This is a genomic window from Pararhizobium sp. IMCC3301 (assembly GCF_030758315.1).
Lineage (GTDB): Bacteria > Pseudomonadota > Alphaproteobacteria > Rhizobiales.
This window is the reverse complement of the sequence record NZ_CP132336.1, coordinates 1,108,965-1,122,519: the sequence shown is the minus strand read 5'-3', so window position 1 is coordinate 1,122,519 and position 13,555 is coordinate 1,108,965. Positions and strand designations below refer to the sequence as shown.

18 protein-coding genes are annotated in these 13,555 nt (G+C 57.1%); 5 read left to right on the top strand and 13 right to left on the bottom strand.

What is annotated here, in order from left to right:
• Positions 1-50 precede the first annotated feature (50 nt).
• The gene (locus RAL88_RS05335; protein WP_306265320.1) at positions 51-350 is read right to left on the bottom strand and encodes a hypothetical protein; all 300 of its coding nucleotides are present in this window, start codon (positions 348-350) and stop codon (positions 51-53) included.
• Between the two features lie 82 nt (positions 351-432).
• On the opposite strand from RAL88_RS05335, the gene RAL88_RS05330 reads away from it, so the two are divergent.
• Positions 433-1,818, top strand: coding sequence for a transposase (locus RAL88_RS05330; RefSeq protein WP_306265319.1), 1,386 nt, complete (start codon positions 433-435; stop codon positions 1,816-1,818).
• Positions 1,819-1,867: 49 nt separating this feature from the next.
• Here RAL88_RS05330 and RAL88_RS05325 read toward each other — a convergent pair whose 3' ends face one another.
• Positions 1,868-2,692, bottom strand: coding sequence for an IS5 family transposase (locus RAL88_RS05325; RefSeq protein WP_306267791.1), 825 nt, complete (start codon positions 2,690-2,692; stop codon positions 1,868-1,870).
• Positions 2,693-2,751: 59 nt separating this feature from the next.
• Positions 2,752-3,141, bottom strand: coding sequence for a hypothetical protein (locus RAL88_RS05320; RefSeq protein WP_306267789.1), 390 nt, complete (start codon positions 3,139-3,141; stop codon positions 2,752-2,754).
• Between the two features lie 106 nt (positions 3,142-3,247).
• On the opposite strand from RAL88_RS05320, the gene RAL88_RS05315 reads away from it, so the two are divergent.
• Positions 3,248-4,525 carry an IS66 family transposase gene (locus RAL88_RS05315; protein WP_306267787.1) on the top strand — a complete coding sequence of 426 codons (1,278 nt, stop codon included), beginning with the start codon at positions 3,248-3,250 and terminating at the stop codon, positions 4,523-4,525.
• Positions 4,526-4,707: 182 nt separating this feature from the next.
• On the opposite strand, the gene RAL88_RS05310 is transcribed toward RAL88_RS05315, so the two are convergent.
• The 3 genes from RAL88_RS05310 to RAL88_RS05300 form a co-directional block, all read right to left on the bottom strand.
• The gene (locus tag RAL88_RS05310) at positions 4,708-5,154 is read right to left on the bottom strand and encodes a MerR family transcriptional regulator (RefSeq protein WP_306267785.1); all 447 of its coding nucleotides are present in this window, start codon (positions 5,152-5,154) and stop codon (positions 4,708-4,710) included.
• A 99-nt stretch (positions 5,155-5,253) separates the two neighbouring features.
• On the bottom strand, positions 5,254-5,586 hold the full coding sequence (locus tag RAL88_RS05305) for a hypothetical protein (protein WP_306267784.1): 333 nt from the start codon (positions 5,584-5,586) through the stop codon (positions 5,254-5,256).
• Between the two features lie 135 nt (positions 5,587-5,721).
• Positions 5,722-6,366, bottom strand: coding sequence for a S24 family peptidase (locus tag RAL88_RS05300; RefSeq protein ID WP_306267783.1), 645 nt, complete (start codon positions 6,364-6,366; stop codon positions 5,722-5,724).
• Between the two features lie 413 nt (positions 6,367-6,779).
• Between RAL88_RS05300 and RAL88_RS05295 the strand changes: the two genes are divergently transcribed.
• The 3 genes from RAL88_RS05295 to RAL88_RS05285 all read left to right on the top strand — a co-directional run bounded on the left by RAL88_RS05295 (position 6,780) and on the right by RAL88_RS05285 (position 8,153).
• Complete coding sequence (locus RAL88_RS05295) at positions 6,780-6,956, top strand: hypothetical protein (protein ID WP_306267781.1); 177 nt, start codon at positions 6,780-6,782, stop codon at positions 6,954-6,956.
• Complete coding sequence (locus RAL88_RS05290; protein ID WP_306267779.1) at positions 6,953-7,483, top strand: hypothetical protein; 531 nt, start codon at positions 6,953-6,955, stop codon at positions 7,481-7,483. The genes RAL88_RS05295 and RAL88_RS05290 overlap by 4 nt, the downstream gene beginning before the upstream one ends.
• A gap of 88 nt (positions 7,484-7,571) precedes the next feature.
• Positions 7,572-8,153 (top strand): hypothetical protein, encoded by a 582-nt coding sequence (locus RAL88_RS05285; protein WP_306267777.1) that lies wholly within the window; start codon positions 7,572-7,574, stop codon positions 8,151-8,153.
• Here the strand turns inward: RAL88_RS05285 and RAL88_RS05280 are convergent.
• The 7 genes from RAL88_RS05280 to RAL88_RS05250 all read right to left on the bottom strand — a co-directional run bounded on the left by RAL88_RS05280 (position 8,145) and on the right by RAL88_RS05250 (position 13,144).
• Positions 8,145-8,579 (bottom strand): aconitase X swivel domain-containing protein, encoded by a 435-nt coding sequence (locus RAL88_RS05280; protein WP_306267776.1) that lies wholly within the window; start codon positions 8,577-8,579, stop codon positions 8,145-8,147. The two genes, RAL88_RS05285 and RAL88_RS05280, sit on opposite strands and share 9 nt — an antisense overlap.
• Positions 8,576-9,832: an aconitase X catalytic domain-containing protein gene (locus tag RAL88_RS05275; RefSeq protein ID WP_306267775.1), complete on the bottom strand. Its 1,257-nt coding sequence runs from the start codon at positions 9,830-9,832 to the stop codon at positions 8,576-8,578. Before RAL88_RS05275 ends, RAL88_RS05280 begins: the two co-directional genes overlap by 4 nt.
• A gap of 188 nt (positions 9,833-10,020) precedes the next feature.
• The gene (locus RAL88_RS05270; RefSeq protein WP_306267774.1) at positions 10,021-10,803 is read right to left on the bottom strand and encodes an SDR family oxidoreductase; all 783 of its coding nucleotides are present in this window, start codon (positions 10,801-10,803) and stop codon (positions 10,021-10,023) included.
• A gap of 19 nt (positions 10,804-10,822) precedes the next feature.
• Positions 10,823-11,758 (bottom strand): 3-keto-5-aminohexanoate cleavage protein, encoded by a 936-nt coding sequence (locus tag RAL88_RS05265; protein WP_306267773.1) that lies wholly within the window; start codon positions 11,756-11,758, stop codon positions 10,823-10,825.
• A gap of 206 nt (positions 11,759-11,964) precedes the next feature.
• Positions 11,965-12,123, bottom strand: a complete 159-nt coding sequence (locus RAL88_RS05260) for a DUF3309 family protein (RefSeq protein ID WP_306267771.1) — start codon at positions 12,121-12,123, stop codon at positions 11,965-11,967.
• A 15-nt stretch (positions 12,124-12,138) separates the two neighbouring features.
• On the bottom strand, positions 12,139-12,354 hold the full coding sequence (locus tag RAL88_RS05255; protein WP_306267769.1) for a hypothetical protein: 216 nt from the start codon (positions 12,352-12,354) through the stop codon (positions 12,139-12,141).
• A gap of 160 nt (positions 12,355-12,514) precedes the next feature.
• Entirely contained in the window at positions 12,515-13,144 is a 630-nt protein-coding gene (locus tag RAL88_RS05250) for a hypothetical protein (RefSeq protein ID WP_306267767.1), read from the bottom strand.
• Positions 13,145-13,555 lie beyond the last annotated feature (411 nt).

Sequence of the window (13,555 nt, the reverse complement as noted above, 5' to 3'; positions counted from 1 at the left end):
TTTCACTGCGCATGTAAATTTTCTTAGCTCGACTTTGTACGTTTTTGTGGTCAGGTCCAGAGCCAGAAGATGCCCTCGTTCGCTATGAACTCGAGCGCCTCGTCGAGGGGTATGACGACGCCGCCGATGTCATCGACATCCTCCCATTTGCGCCGGTGTGACCAGTATCCGAGCCGGACTTCGTTGCCGTTGCCGGTCGGCTTCAGCCGGGCAATCGGCGCCTCCGTCTCCAGCAGGTAGAGATGGTAGGCACCCTTGTCTTTGTAAAAACCGACGCCACCACCATTGGCGTCGTCGAAGGCTTCGATGCGAACGGCGATTTCGTCATGCTGCATGTGCCGATCATACATAGGAACACCTCAGGGCACGTGATTCACTTTGCCGCAGGTTTGCCTGCTTGCATGGTCAGCGACAAGGGATTCGAAACATGGGATGAAACATCATGCCCCCTTCTTGCCGCCGTCTCCGGGCGATCCCGTTCCCCAGATCCTGCGCGATTGGCTGCAGGCGCTGCGCCCGTGCTTCACGGCGCCCAGTTGGGAGCACATGCTCGTCCTGGTCATGGGGGCCGTGCTGGCCCCGGGCAAGCGCACCGTCAGCGCCTGCCTGCGGATGACCGGGCGCGCCGAGGCGAAAAACTTTTCGAGCTACCATCAGCTCCTTAACCGCGCCCGCTGGGAGTCTCGCGATATGTCTCGGCGCCTGCTGGCCATGATCATCGACCGCCTCGTGCCGGAGGGTCCCGTGGTCATCGGGATGGACGATACAATCGAGCGCCGATGGGGGCGCAAAATCACTGCGCGCGGCATCTATCGCGATCCTGTCCGCTCCAGCCATGGCCACTTCGTCAAAGCCAGCGGGCTGCGCTGGTTGAGCTTCATGGTGCTGACGCCGGTCCCTTGGGCAGGTGTTGTGAAGGCCCTCCCGGTGCTCACCCTGTTGGCCCCCTCGGAGCGCTCCGACCACCAGCGCGGACGCAGGCACAAGCTGCTGACCGACTGGGCCCGCCAAGGGGCGCTCCAGCTCTGTCGCTGGATGCCAGAGCGCGACATCGTCTTCGTGGGCGATAGCGGCTTCGCTGTCCATGAACTGGCGTACGCCATCGGCGGCCGAGCAACCCTCATCAGCCGACTGCGGCTCGACGCCAATCTCTACGCGGCCCCTCCAAAACGTGACGGCCACACCCTCGGACGCCCGGCGCAGAAGGGGCCACCCTTGCCCAAGCTGAAAACGCTGCTTTCAAACCCGACCACGCCCTGGAAAAGGATCACCGCGTCCTCCTGGTATGGGCGCAAGCACCATAAGGCACTCGAAATTACCTCGAGCACCGCATTGTGGTACCGACCTGGTACGCCGCCCAAGCCAATTCGCTGGGTCCTCGTCAGGGATCCTGACGGCCGGCGCGCTCCGCAAGCTTTCTTCAGCACCGATACAACGCTCGATCCTGCCGACATCATCGCCCTGTTCGTCCGCCGCTGGCAGGTCGAGGTCACCTTCGCCGAAACCCGCGCCCATCTTGGCGTCGAAACCCAACGGCAATGGTCCGACAAAGCTATCGCCCGCACCACGCCGGCGCTGCTTGGTCTCTACAGCCTTATCTCTTTGTGGGCGTGCGATCTGTTGTCCAAGTCGAGCATTCCTTATGCCGCAGCCTGGTATCGTAAGACCCATCTCACCTTCACCGATGCCATCGGCGCCGTAAGGCTCGCCTTATGGGTCGGAGACATTTATCAACACTCCCCGCCGCACCGGGAAAGACACAAAATCCCTCCCGACCGTCTCGTGCGTATGGCAGAGGCTCTCTGCTTCGCCGCATAATGTACAAAGTCGAGCTGAGAGCCTGACTCATAATTAATACCTCACATATTCAAGCCCGGGCGATTGAACGCGCCATTCGGCGGATTGATGCAATGAACAGCCAAGCTTCGGATGAGGCGATTGAAGCTTCCCAGTCCTTGGCAAGACGGCGGCAGCGGCAAAGCCATGCAAAAGTCCGCTCCACAATCCAGCGTTTGGGCAAGACTACAAACCCCTTGGCCTGATCGGAACGCTTGACGATTTCAACAACCAGGCCCTCAATGTGAGCGAGAGCCGTTTCCAGCTTCTCACCTGCGTATCCGCCATCGGCAAACAGCCTTGTCAGCGTGGGATGCCCTTCTGCGACGATTTCGATGAGGCCGGGAGCACCGTCGCGGTCCTGAATACTGGCTTCATGCACGATCCCTTCCAGCATGTTGCCTGCAGTATCGGTTATGATGTGGCGCTTGCGTCCCTTGATCTTCTTGCCCGCATCATAGCCACGAGGGCCACCGCTTTCGGTCGTCTTCACTGACTGGCTGTCAATGATGGCGGCCGTCGGTTCCGCTTCTCGGCCCGCAATGAGGCGGCTTGCCACGACCAGCGCCTCGTTGATCAGGGTAAACAGCCCACCGTCGCGCCAGCGGTAGAAATGGTATTGCACCGTCGTGAAGGGCGGAAAATCCTTGGGTAAAAGCCGCCACTGACAGCCCGCCGCCGCAACATACTGAATTGCATTCCATATTTCGCGCAAATCGTGCACGCTTGGCCGCCCCACCTTGCCGGAACGCTCCACAAAGGGCGCTATGACCTCCCATTCGCCACCGCTGCAGTCGCTTGCATAACGCAGTTCGCGCCTGTCATAATGGCGCCGAGTGATTTCAGTCCAGGACATCCGATCCTCCGTAGTCTTCGCAAACCACAGAGAATCACAATCCACTGAAATCACTCAATTTAATTTTCGGTCAGGCTCTTATGTTTCGCAAAGCCCTTTTCCTGCAGACTGGACACCAGATCCGAGTACCATATAGAATTTTTGAAATTGTTTCGATTTTGAACAATATCACTGACTTTTTTATACTTCCTTTCGGACGACAATGATTTTAAATTCTGATAAGTTTCGTCTTCAATAGTGAATGGTTCCAGGGCGTTGGTTAAACGCAAAACCGGTCGGCGGATCAGATCGGCGATTTTCTGGTTTGATTTCAAACCCCGGATATATTCCTTTACTTTAATATTGTTAGGTCTTCTGCTTCCGACGTGATGATTGATTTTTTCCGGGTCGATCCATAAAACAAGATCATCTTTTATCAATAGTTGTATAATTCTTTTTGATATATACATGAAGTAATTTACAAAACCTATATACTTATTATAACGTGTTTTCAGCAGAAACAATGTAATTACTCACCCCCTTGCCAACGGTCATAATCTGTGAATCCATGTGTGCATGGATCGAGATGATTTGGAAAAGCTGAGCAAGCAGGCGCTCGTTGATATGGTGCTGAAATTGCAGCGCCCTACAAAGACGTCTCGCACGTCCTCCAAACCGCCCTCTACCGATCGTAAAGCCCGCCGGGCGCATGCCAAACCGGGCGGTGCGAAGCCCGGTCATCAGGGCCATTCGCGTAGTTTGCATGAGAGCCCGGATGAGATTGTCGACCATCGGCCTGATGCGTGCCCACAATGCCATGGCCAACTTGGCGATGATCTGACGGGGAATGTGGTTGGTGAATATGATGCTATCGAGGTTCCCCCGATTGCACCGTTTGTTGTGCGCCACCGTCGGTTATGCGTGTCTTGCCCACATTGTTCATCGCGGGTGAAAGCGCCCTTGCCGGAAGCAGCGTGTAGTTCGCCGTTTGGGCTCCGGCTGCATGGGTTGGCGCTTTATCTGAAGACATTCCACGCGGTGTCCTTTGCCCGCCTTGAAGGTATGCTGGCTGATCTGTTCGGGGTCAAAGTCAGTCAGGGCGCACTGGCCAACATGCTGAAACGCTCCCATGTGCCGTTTGCAGCCCGCAAGACCGACATTGTCGCCGACCTGCGCCGCGCCGATGTGGTGGCCAGTGACGAGACAGGAATACGTATTGAGGGATTGAACGGCTATCATTGGGTGTTCATGAGCAGGCAAGCCATTGTGCATGAAGCCCAATTGTCACGGGCGGCTCAGGTCGTGCGTGATGTGATGGGCGACCATCGGCCCAAAGTCTGGTTGTCGGATGGCTATTCGGCTCAACGGGGTCATGGCGAACACCATCAGACCTGCCTCGCCCATCTAGCCCGCGATATCGCATATGCGGTGGAGGCAAGCGATGACATGGTTCCACTTCGCCTCAAGATGTGGCTGGACCGGGTGTTTCAATTGGCGTCCAATCTCACCAGCTTTGCGGCGAGCACGGTGAGAACCAAAAAACGGGTACTGGAAAATACTCTGGCCGACATTCTCGCCAGTAATCCCCAATGTGAGATTGCCGAAACCATCCGCGCCAAACTTGCCAGAGCCAGCCCACGTTTGTTGACGTTTCTCGATCATCCAGGTGTTGTCGAAGTCACCAACAACGGTTGTGAACGGGCGCTGCGACCGGCGGTGATACAACGCAAAGTCACCAACGGTTTCCGCTCCATGTGGGCAGCAGAAGGAGATTGCGCCGTAAGAACCGTCGTCGATACCCAAAAACTCAACGGATCATCCCCATTTAAAACCATTTTGACTTCGCTGGCTTGAAATCAGAACGTCATATCCGAAAAAGGTAGGGGTGAGTAATTACGAAACGATGCGATCGATTACATCATCCTGATTCCGCAGTCCAGTTCAAAAGCAGTTTGTAATGGGTGTGTTGTGTTTGCCAATGCGCCGGTTGGAGGCGCCGCTGGCTGAGACGATAGCGCGTTAAAACAGCGTCTCGATCACGAGCGGGTTTTTCCGTCACATGGATGATGTACTCCGGTCCCGCCGGACTGTTCGCTTCCCGGTGCTTGCAGAATGGTGCAATCGTCAATCGTGTGGCCAGAACCCGGACAGGCGGCTACAACCCGTTCAAGTCTGTCACTGATGCGTGCGAGTTCGCTGATTTTCGCGTTGATCTGCTTGATCTTCGCCACCGCCTGGTTCCGAACGTCACCGCAATCGGCGCTGTCCTGCGCCGATAGCGCCAACAGGTCCTGAATTTCACGAAGCGAGAAGCCCAGCGCCTGTGTTTTGCGGATAAATCGGATGCGCGCAATGGTCTCCGTGTTGTAGCGTCGATAGGCCTGGCCAGCGGATTTGTCTGGCCGCTCAATCAGGCCGCGCCGCTGGTAATAGCGGATGGTCTCGATATTCACGCCAGCAAGGCGGGCTGCCTGTCCGATCATTGGGTCCATGGGACATGATGATCGTGGATTGCGGCGCGAAGTCAAGAACCGAGTGGGTCGGAACGGGCACGCCAAGGCGCGCCGGCTACAATTCCGACTTCATGCCGCTACATGGAGCCAGTGTGCCATGCCTGCCGCATCGGCCAGTTCGCAGAGTTGCTGCCGGATGGCCGGCTCATGTTCGAGAAAAGTGCGCAATTCCAGTTCCAGCACTATCTGTGCGGCGGTGTCGGTTCTGGCGGGGAAAAATCCGTCCGTGCCTTCCGGGCTGGTCTGCTGGGTGTAAATCTGGCGGACGTAAAAGGCGTAAGAATCATCATCGGCTTCGACTTGAAAATCGGCTTCGCACCACAGAATGGTACCGAGATCCGGCACCATGATGTCTTCAAACGCCACCCGCTCCAGATAACCGATTGCGTCGAGGTGGTTCATGCGCAGTCTCCCACTTCCTGTCAACAGGATCAAGATAGGAATAATCCTATCAATTAGTCAATAGGCTAAAACCTATATGAAAGATGGGAACTGGATTTGAAAGCAGATCGCAGTGTGGCGGCGTCGTGTTGCAGATTAAAGTCGTTTGGCGGCCCATACGACGCGGCCAACTATCTGAACATCGTCGCCGGAAACTTCGTAACGTGTGTGCAGCGGATTGTCGGAAATCAGCACCAGCGTATCCTGTCCGGGGATCTTTTCCACTCGTTTGATGACGGTGCCGCCGCCATCATAAAGAATGAAGATGCCCGGTTGGGATGCCTGCCTGTCAGTCATGTGCACCATAACCCGGTCGCCGCTGGACAGGGTGGGCTCCATACTGTCGCCGCGCACTTCGATAATGGCGAGTTCACTGGTGGGAAGGCCGAGAAAATCACTGATATAGGCTGGATCGAAAGGCCATTCTGACCGGATATTCTCTTCCGATGTCAGGGCGCCACCGCCGGCGGAAGCGCGAATATCATATTCCGTGACAGTCTTGAACCGGGTCGAGGTATCGGAGGCCTGCGGCTGGGCGACAGGGCCACCCAGTTCACTTTCGGGAATGTCCAGCAGTTCGGCCAGCTTGCGCCGGTCATCCTCCTTCAACCGGGCGGGAATGCCGCGCGTTAAAAATTGCTGGACATAGGCGTGGTTCTTGCCGAGCGCCAGAGACAGCTGCTTCATATCCATCTGATGAGCTTCAATTTCGCGCAGCAGGCGTTTTCTGATTTTATCCATAGTTTTTTCATCACAATGGTTGACTTGCAACTAATAGGCAAACACCTATTGATAATAGGAAACGGACTATAGGATGCATATGACACATCTAGATCACTTCAACTTCCATGTCGAGGAATTTCTTTGCCTGGTTGGCTGCCGGATCGGGTGTGGCAGGGCATTGACGAGCAGGGAGAGTGCCGCGCCAAGCCCTCCGGAAGCCAGTTATGGCAGCGCAGATGCACAGCCATTGGCAGTGCGGTCTGCAGCACCGGGTCTTGCAGCGGGGAATGGGTCCCCGGGCGCATGATCGCTCTCCCGGCCTGACCTGTCCTCCCGGGTCAGGCCACGCAGCCGGTGCGGGTTATGCTTTTCCCGCACCGGCTTTTCAATCCGCAGAGCGGCATTGGCCGCACAATACCGAAAGGTTGGTCATGGCCGTTTCAGCCGTACAGCATTGCGCCTCGCGCGCCTTTACCGACAATGTCCTGTATTACTGGGCCTTTGGCATGGACAGCGCCGAGATTGCCGAAACTCTGTGCTGTTCCGAGGCGCTGATATACAATGTGCTGGCACTGTTGCGCGATGCCCGCCAGGGGCAAGTGCAATGAGCGGGCTGACAGAGCTGAGCTATGCCCGTCTTCTGCAACAGGCCCACAAGCAGCGGCTCTACCGTATGGGTGGCATGCCCTATGCCCGCAAGGCCGATGGCGCGCTGCATCTGCCTGATGGGGCGACTGGCGCAAAGTTGAAGCTGAAACCTGCGAAAATCCGCGCAAGGCGAGTCTATCATCGCGAGCCGGGGCCGAAAATGAAGGCCATCCTGTTTCCGGTCAGTATTGCAAGCCATCCAAAGGTGGCGCCAAAGAGTTTTGCGGGCGACCCGCGTGACGCGCTGAGTCTCGCGAAGATTATGGACGAGATCTGCGTTCGCTACGGGCTGGCGGCCGACGAGATACGTCAGGTCAAGGGCCGGCGCTATGTCAAGTTGGCCAAACATGAATTCTGCTGGCGGGCCTGGCACGAAACCGGCTGTGTGGTGACACGCATTGCCAAATTTCTTCGTTCAGAGAACCACGCTTTGGTGTCGCGCGGCATCTGCAGCCATCAGGCACGCCGTGACAGGGGCCTGTTGTGAGGGGTGTCACACTCGTGGTCCGCAGAGTTGCGGCCAATATTCTCGCGATAGTTTCTTTTAAAATCTCATAAACAGAACAGGCGGAGCTATGAAAACCAAAGCTGTAAAACGTGCCGGGCGCAAGCGCATTGTCCATATCCAGCGACAGCCCAATGGCCAGCCCTCCCGGGCGGGACAGGCGGACCGGGTGCGCCAGGTCGCGCTGGAAGCGCGTCAGCGCATGCACGGGGCCAGAAAGGCCAATGCGCAACGCCCGGAATGGGGGTTTGCCCTGGGCCGGGCACTGATGCGCGGCGAGTTGAGCCAGTTGCAGTTTCAGGCCGGTCTGATCGCCGCCGATGTCATTACCTTCTATTACCGGATGAAGGGCTATAAACGCCCGACACCTCAGGCATTCGACATGTTCCGCGTGGTCGGCCTGAGCCACGCAATTGCCAGGCCCGAAACAGTGGCCGCCGCCGAAACTGATTATATGCGCCTGCAAAAGGCCATGCGCGCTGCCGCCGAGAAAAGCCGCCATCCCTATGCCAGTGCCAGCAATACAATCCATATGGCCTGTGTCGAGGATAGTGAAATGGGTGTCTGGCCAGGCCACATGCTGCGCTATCTGAAAAACACACTCGACGCCATTGCGTTGGAATTTTCCGAACGAATGGTGGAATTACGGTGAGGGAGAAATGGTTTGCGGCGTCGGCGTCAGTTGCTCAATCCGGCCATCTTCGCAAAGTCGCAGCCGGGTGCCGCTGATGAAGGGTGGGGCGGAGAGGGTGGCGATGGGGATGGTGGGCCAGCCCATCTGCCGCGCGACCACCACTCCAACCGGCAGGATGGCATCGCGGCCTCCCAGTATCAGCGCCTTTGGGGCAATGCCATTATACAGCAGCTCCAGCAGCACGGCGGAAGAAGACGAAGAGCCAATCAGGCGCGGGATCACCAGTATTTTGCCTGCAATTATCTCGCCAAGCTGCGGGTGACCGGCCAGAGTGACTTCGGAGGTTTGCGGGCTGATGCCGCCCCAAAAGCTGACCGGCGCGTCAAACCGCAACACTTCGCCTTCCGCTGTTCCGGCGCACAGCATGTCTGCCTGCCAGCTCATCCCCATAGCCCGGCATCCCATACGACATGGCCGGTCCGGGCGCTGGCGACACAATCCGGAAGTGTGCCGAAAACCGGCGCATAGCCGGTGTTGCCGGAGGCATAATGGGCGAATTTGGCGGAGTTGGTCATCATCACGCCTGGCGTGGCGGGCAGAATCGGCGTGACCACAACGCAGGTATCCACCACCAAAGTTACGCCCAGGGCACGCAAAGCGTCGTCGGCACCATCAGTTTGTAACTGCGCCAAAGTGTGGCGTCCGAGACAGATATAGACCGGTACACGAAATGGTTGTCCTTCTGCCAGTTGCAGAAACCGCCGGCATTCGGCATTGGAAAAATGCGGGCTGCCGAGTGCCACACAGTCAATAGGGCCGGGTTTTGCCAGGCTGAGGCTGTTGCGGGCGGCGAGCACCATGGCCTGATCGACCGGAATTATCTCTTGCGGCGGCAGGCCGCCGAGAGCGGTTTCAGCGTCCGGCGCTTCCGGGGTGATGCCAGCCAGATGCACAAGCGCTACAGAACCGGTGGAAGCCGCCCCGGCGCACAGCGCCTTGAGCTGGTCATCGGTCGCGCCCGGCAGCAGGCCGTCCACCACCGCTATTGCCTCGCCAGCAAGACGGCCGATCATCGCGCCCAGAACCGGGAAAAATGCATCTTCCTGCAATAAGGGCCGCGCCAGACCGGACAGGTCAATCAACAGGCTGGCACGGCGGTTTTCGCCAAGATGGAGACCGTAATTGGGCGCGCGAGCGGAGACCGCACAGGCAATATCAAGAAAATCACCGTAACGATTGCTGCGCGCGCCAAGTACCGTATTGACGAAAGCCACTGCGTTGGATTCGCCCCAGGCGACCTGATCCCCGGGCTGCGGGCGCATGCCCGCCTGATAGGGCGCACAGGTCCAGCTTGAGGCGCAGCCCATCCTCTGGTGGGCGGTCATCAGCCGCAGAGCCATTTTGCGTTGCGCCGGGGGCAGGCGGGTCTGATTCGGGTTGAGCAGGTTTAGCGCGCCGACATTGGTGCTGGTCGGCACTTTGACGCGTGCGTCCCTGCGGGCCAGTTCCTCGCAGAACAGCGCGCCGGAATCGCCATGATAAAGGCAGCCGTCAATATGGCTGGATATAACCGGCACGAGGCTTTGCGCGCCCAGCATGGTGGCCGCCTCAACGACAATTTCCATGGCCATGCGGTCGCCTGTGGTGCCGGTTGTCCCGGCCAGAACGGCCTGTTCTTCAGCACTGAGCGACAGCATGAATATGTCCTGCAATTCCGGGAGGTGGTTTGGAATGACAGTGTTACTTCAGGAATGACAGCGGGTCTACAGGCTGGTAGATGAGAGCCGCAGCAAATCCGCATTTGCACTGCAACAGGCAGAGTTACGATCATCGCGATGATGACTGAACTGTCTATAACACCAAGCTACAGGTCACAGATATGCGGCTAAAGCACTTCCACATTGCCGCAAACGCTGATGGGCTGGCCGGATATGTTGGCGCCGAGCGGCGAGGCGAGATAGAGCGCCTGATTGGCGATGTCCTGCGCAGTGACCATGCGGCGCAGGGATATTTTCGAGATATATTCCTGTTCCATCTGCTGATGCGGCACGCCGGCGACTTCCGCCCGTGCAGCGATGACTTTGTCGATACGAGGGCCTTCCACAACGCCAGGCAGTATGGCGTTGACGCGAATGCCTTGCGGTCCCAGTTCAATGGCCAGACTTTTGACCATGCCGATAATCGCCCATTTGCTGGCGGCGTAGGGCGTGCGGAACGCATAACCAAGCCGACCGGCGACTGAGGAAAGACAGATAATGGAGGGATTTTCAGATTGCTGAAGCAGCGGCACAGCCAGCTTTGTGCAGTAGAACTGGCTGTTGAGATTGACATCAATGGTGCGCCGCCATTCCGGCCCGTCCATGGTGTGAATGCTGCCGGTTGGTCCGGCAATGCCAGCATTGTTGACCAGCACGTCGAGCCCGCCTAGATGGGCTTCGGCTTCCTGAAACAGACGTTCCACTTCAGCCTCGTCGGATACATCGCAAAGGCTTGTGCCCCAGTCCGGATGGGCAGCGGCACAGGCATCCAGCGTGGTTTTGTCAATATCGCAAACATGGAGCTTTGCGCCCGCTGCAGCAAAACTTGTGGCAATCGCATAGCCAATGCCGCTTGCCCCGGCCGTGACGAGGACTCTGGTTCCGGGCGGAAGGCCCATTGTTTCGCTCATGCTAAACTTCCGTATTGGTTCAAAACGCGACCTGATCGCCGCCCTTCAACTGTAACAGCTCGCGGGCTTCATCAGGAGTGGCGATTTCCAGCGACAGGCCCTCCAGTATTTGGCGGATTTTTGTAACCTGCTGGGCGTTGGACCGTGCCAGCTCGCCGGGCGCTATCCACAGCGAATCCTCCAGCCCGACACGCACATGGGCCCCTTGAGCAGCACCCATGCTAGCCAGTGGCATCTGGTTGCGACCGGCACCGAGTATGGACCATTGATAGCTCTCGCCGAACAGCCGGTCGGCGGTGCGTTTCATATGCATCAGATCTTCCGGATGGCCACCAATGCCGCCCAGCAGGCCGAATACCGACTGGATGAAAAGCGGCGTTTTCGCAAGGCCGCGATCAACGAAATGCGCCAGATTGTACAGATGGGAAATGTCGTAGCACTCAAACTCGAAACGGGTGCCGTTATCATTGCCGGCGCGCAGAATGTCCTCAATGTCCTGAAACGTGTTCTTGAACACCAGATCGCGCGAGGCTTCCAGATGGGTGCGTTCCCATTCATGCTGGAATTCGGAAAAACGGCCGAGCATCGGGTAGAGGCCGAAATTCATCGATCCCATATTCAGCGAGGCGACTTCAGGCTTGAATGTTGTGGCCGGAGCCATGCGCTCGGCAACGCTCATGAACGGACTGCCGCCGGTGGTGAGATTGATCACCGCATTGCAGCTTTGCTTGATGCGCGGCAGAAACTGCGCAAACACTGCCGGGTCCTGGGTGGGTTTGCCAGTGCCGGGATCGCGCGCATGAAGATGCAGGATCGACGCACCGGCTTCGGCAGCTTCAACGGCACTGGCGGCAATTTCACTGGGTGTCACCGGCAGATGCGGCGACATGGTGGGTGTGTGTATGGCACCGGTCACGGCACAGGTTATGATGACTTTACGTGGCGGCTTTGCCATTGGTGCTGTCTCCCGATGCCGGCATTATGCGAGCGTGTTTTCACGGGCACCTTAGCCAATGGCATGGGAGAGAGACAGAGCTTTGTTTTTGGCGAGTAACCCGCCAAACGAAAAACCCGCCCGGGGAGCGTAAATTCCTGTGACACAGAAAATTACGGTCCCGGAGCGGGTCTCGATCAGTTCAGATCAGACTGACCGCTTTGCGGTTAGACTCGGCCCATCAAAACAAGGACCAAAACGATCAGCAATACCAAGCCCAGTCCGCCGGAAGGAAAATATCCCCAGCTCCGGCTGTAGCCCCAGGATGGCAGCGCTCCGATGAGGAGAATTACCAGAATTATTACAAGTATTGTACCAAGACCCATGATTTATGCCCCTATTCAGTTGGCTGGTTCTACTTTGGGAACGTCTACGTTCACATCAATTGTTTTGTTGCCACCGCCAAAGAAGTCGCCACCTGTATAAAAGTAGCCGCCGATGATCAGTGCGACCACAACTGCACCAATGAGGAACCAGACAGCACCGCCGCCGCCTCCATCAGTAACTACAGTCGTCGTTTCGCGTTCTGTATGCGTAGGTCGGTCGGGATTAGACATTGCCGCTCTCCATGATTGTTACGTGCATAAAACGCGGTGGATCGGGATTGGTTCCAATGAGATTTACAGTTGAGCAAAATTAATTGAAGCCAACACTCCACCAAAACGCAAAAAGGCACCCGGTTTCGCCGGGTGCCTTTTAAATTCAGACGGATTTCGCCTATTTTGCCGTGCGGCGTCTCAGTGCGAGCGGGACCACCTCATGCACGGACAGGCCCTGGTCTCTGTGTTCTCCGCCTAACGTTGCGGAGAACCATGCAGCCGCCGCGCCAAGCAGAGCTCCGGCTGCACTGGCGAATGAAAATATCGCCGAGACATTTGCAGTCAAGCGCAACGTATTCTCAGGAATATCAGTTGCAGCTGCTGCCGCAGCAGCACCCAACGCCGATATTGCAGTCAGTGCGCCCATCACAACAGCCACACCAAGCGTTGCTACCGCCCAGACGACCAAACCATGTGCACCATCGCGAAATTCAACTTCCTCCACAGTGGAGTCTGCCCATTTCGATCTCATCCGCCCTGCGATATAGCCGCCGGCGGACGAACTTGCGATTGCGACGATGACGACGTAGAGACCCGCGACAAGTACGTTCCAGGACGCAGAGCCATCGGCAAGCGTTGCAGAGCCCATCGCAAGTCCTGTGCCGGCACCAAATTGCAGAAGGACAACAGAAATCCCCCCTGCAAGCACCGCACCACCCATGATGGCACCCCATTCCAGATAAGAAGACGAAGGCGCAACCGTGGCTGGACCTGTGTCGGTTAAAATTTGTTTTGCTGTGTTTGGCATGATGCGATCCTACCGCAATCCGAGAAGTGACAGGATAAACATGATGACAACAACGAGTCCGACGAGATAGACGATGGCGTTCATTGGAAAAGCTCCCCTTTTTTGCTGGATATGCCCGATAACGCACAGACCTGCCGAAAGGTTCCGGATTTTTGTGAACTGCAGGTTAGCCCCCCTTTTTACCTTTAGCCGGCCCTGGGAAGGACTGGATTGAATTCTGAGTCGCCCGGAACTCCTCAGCCTGTTGGCAGTTACCGTCGTGAGGCGGGGAAAATATTGTAGCGCTGGAAACGCGATGTTTCTCTGTGTAGATGTGTCTCTCTGTATAATACAGTGAACGAGATCCTAAATCGAAAGGGCGCGCGGCTCACAAAAGCTGCGAGCCGGACCAACGGCGGAAGGAATACGTGC

Coding starts and splice junctions, on each gene's coding strand:
- RAL88_RS05305 (WP_306267784.1), bottom strand. CDS start 5,586: ATGAACCACCTCGACGCAATCGGTTATCTGGAGCGGGTGGCGTTTGAA.
- RAL88_RS05320 (WP_306267789.1), bottom strand. CDS start 3,141: ATGTATATATCAAAAAGAATTATACAACTATTGATAAAAGATGATCTT.
- RAL88_RS05335 (WP_306265320.1), bottom strand. CDS start 350: ATGTATGATCGGCACATGCAGCATGACGAAATCGCCGTTCGCATCGAA.
- RAL88_RS05265 (WP_306267773.1), bottom strand. CDS start 11,758: ATGGCAAAGCCGCCACGTAAAGTCATCATAACCTGTGCCGTGACCGGT.
- RAL88_RS05255 (WP_306267769.1), bottom strand. CDS start 12,354: ATGTCTAATCCCGACCGACCTACGCATACAGAACGCGAAACGACGACT.
- RAL88_RS05250 (WP_306267767.1), bottom strand. CDS start 13,144: ATGCCAAACACAGCAAAACAAATTTTAACCGACACAGGTCCAGCCACG.
- RAL88_RS05280 (WP_306267776.1), bottom strand. CDS start 8,579: ATGAGCTGGCAGGCAGACATGCTGTGCGCCGGAACAGCGGAAGGCGAA.
- RAL88_RS05295 (WP_306267781.1), top strand. CDS start 6,780: ATGGCCGTTTCAGCCGTACAGCATTGCGCCTCGCGCGCCTTTACCGAC.
- RAL88_RS05260 (WP_306267771.1), bottom strand. CDS start 12,123: ATGGGTCTTGGTACAATACTTGTAATAATTCTGGTAATTCTCCTCATC.
- RAL88_RS05275 (WP_306267775.1), bottom strand. CDS start 9,832: ATGCTGTCGCTCAGTGCTGAAGAACAGGCCGTTCTGGCCGGGACAACC.
- RAL88_RS05310 (WP_306267785.1), bottom strand. CDS start 5,154: ATGATCGGACAGGCAGCCCGCCTTGCTGGCGTGAATATCGAGACCATC.
- RAL88_RS05290 (WP_306267779.1), top strand. CDS start 6,953: ATGAGCGGGCTGACAGAGCTGAGCTATGCCCGTCTTCTGCAACAGGCC.
- RAL88_RS05325 (WP_306267791.1), bottom strand. CDS start 2,692: ATGTCCTGGACTGAAATCACTCGGCGCCATTATGACAGGCGCGAACTG.
- RAL88_RS05285 (WP_306267777.1), top strand. CDS start 7,572: ATGAAAACCAAAGCTGTAAAACGTGCCGGGCGCAAGCGCATTGTCCAT.
- RAL88_RS05315 (WP_306267787.1), top strand. CDS start 3,248: ATGGATCGAGATGATTTGGAAAAGCTGAGCAAGCAGGCGCTCGTTGAT.
- RAL88_RS05300 (WP_306267783.1), bottom strand. CDS start 6,366: ATGGATAAAATCAGAAAACGCCTGCTGCGCGAAATTGAAGCTCATCAG.
- RAL88_RS05330 (WP_306265319.1), top strand. CDS start 433: ATGAAACATCATGCCCCCTTCTTGCCGCCGTCTCCGGGCGATCCCGTT.
- RAL88_RS05270 (WP_306267774.1), bottom strand. CDS start 10,803: ATGAGCGAAACAATGGGCCTTCCGCCCGGAACCAGAGTCCTCGTCACG.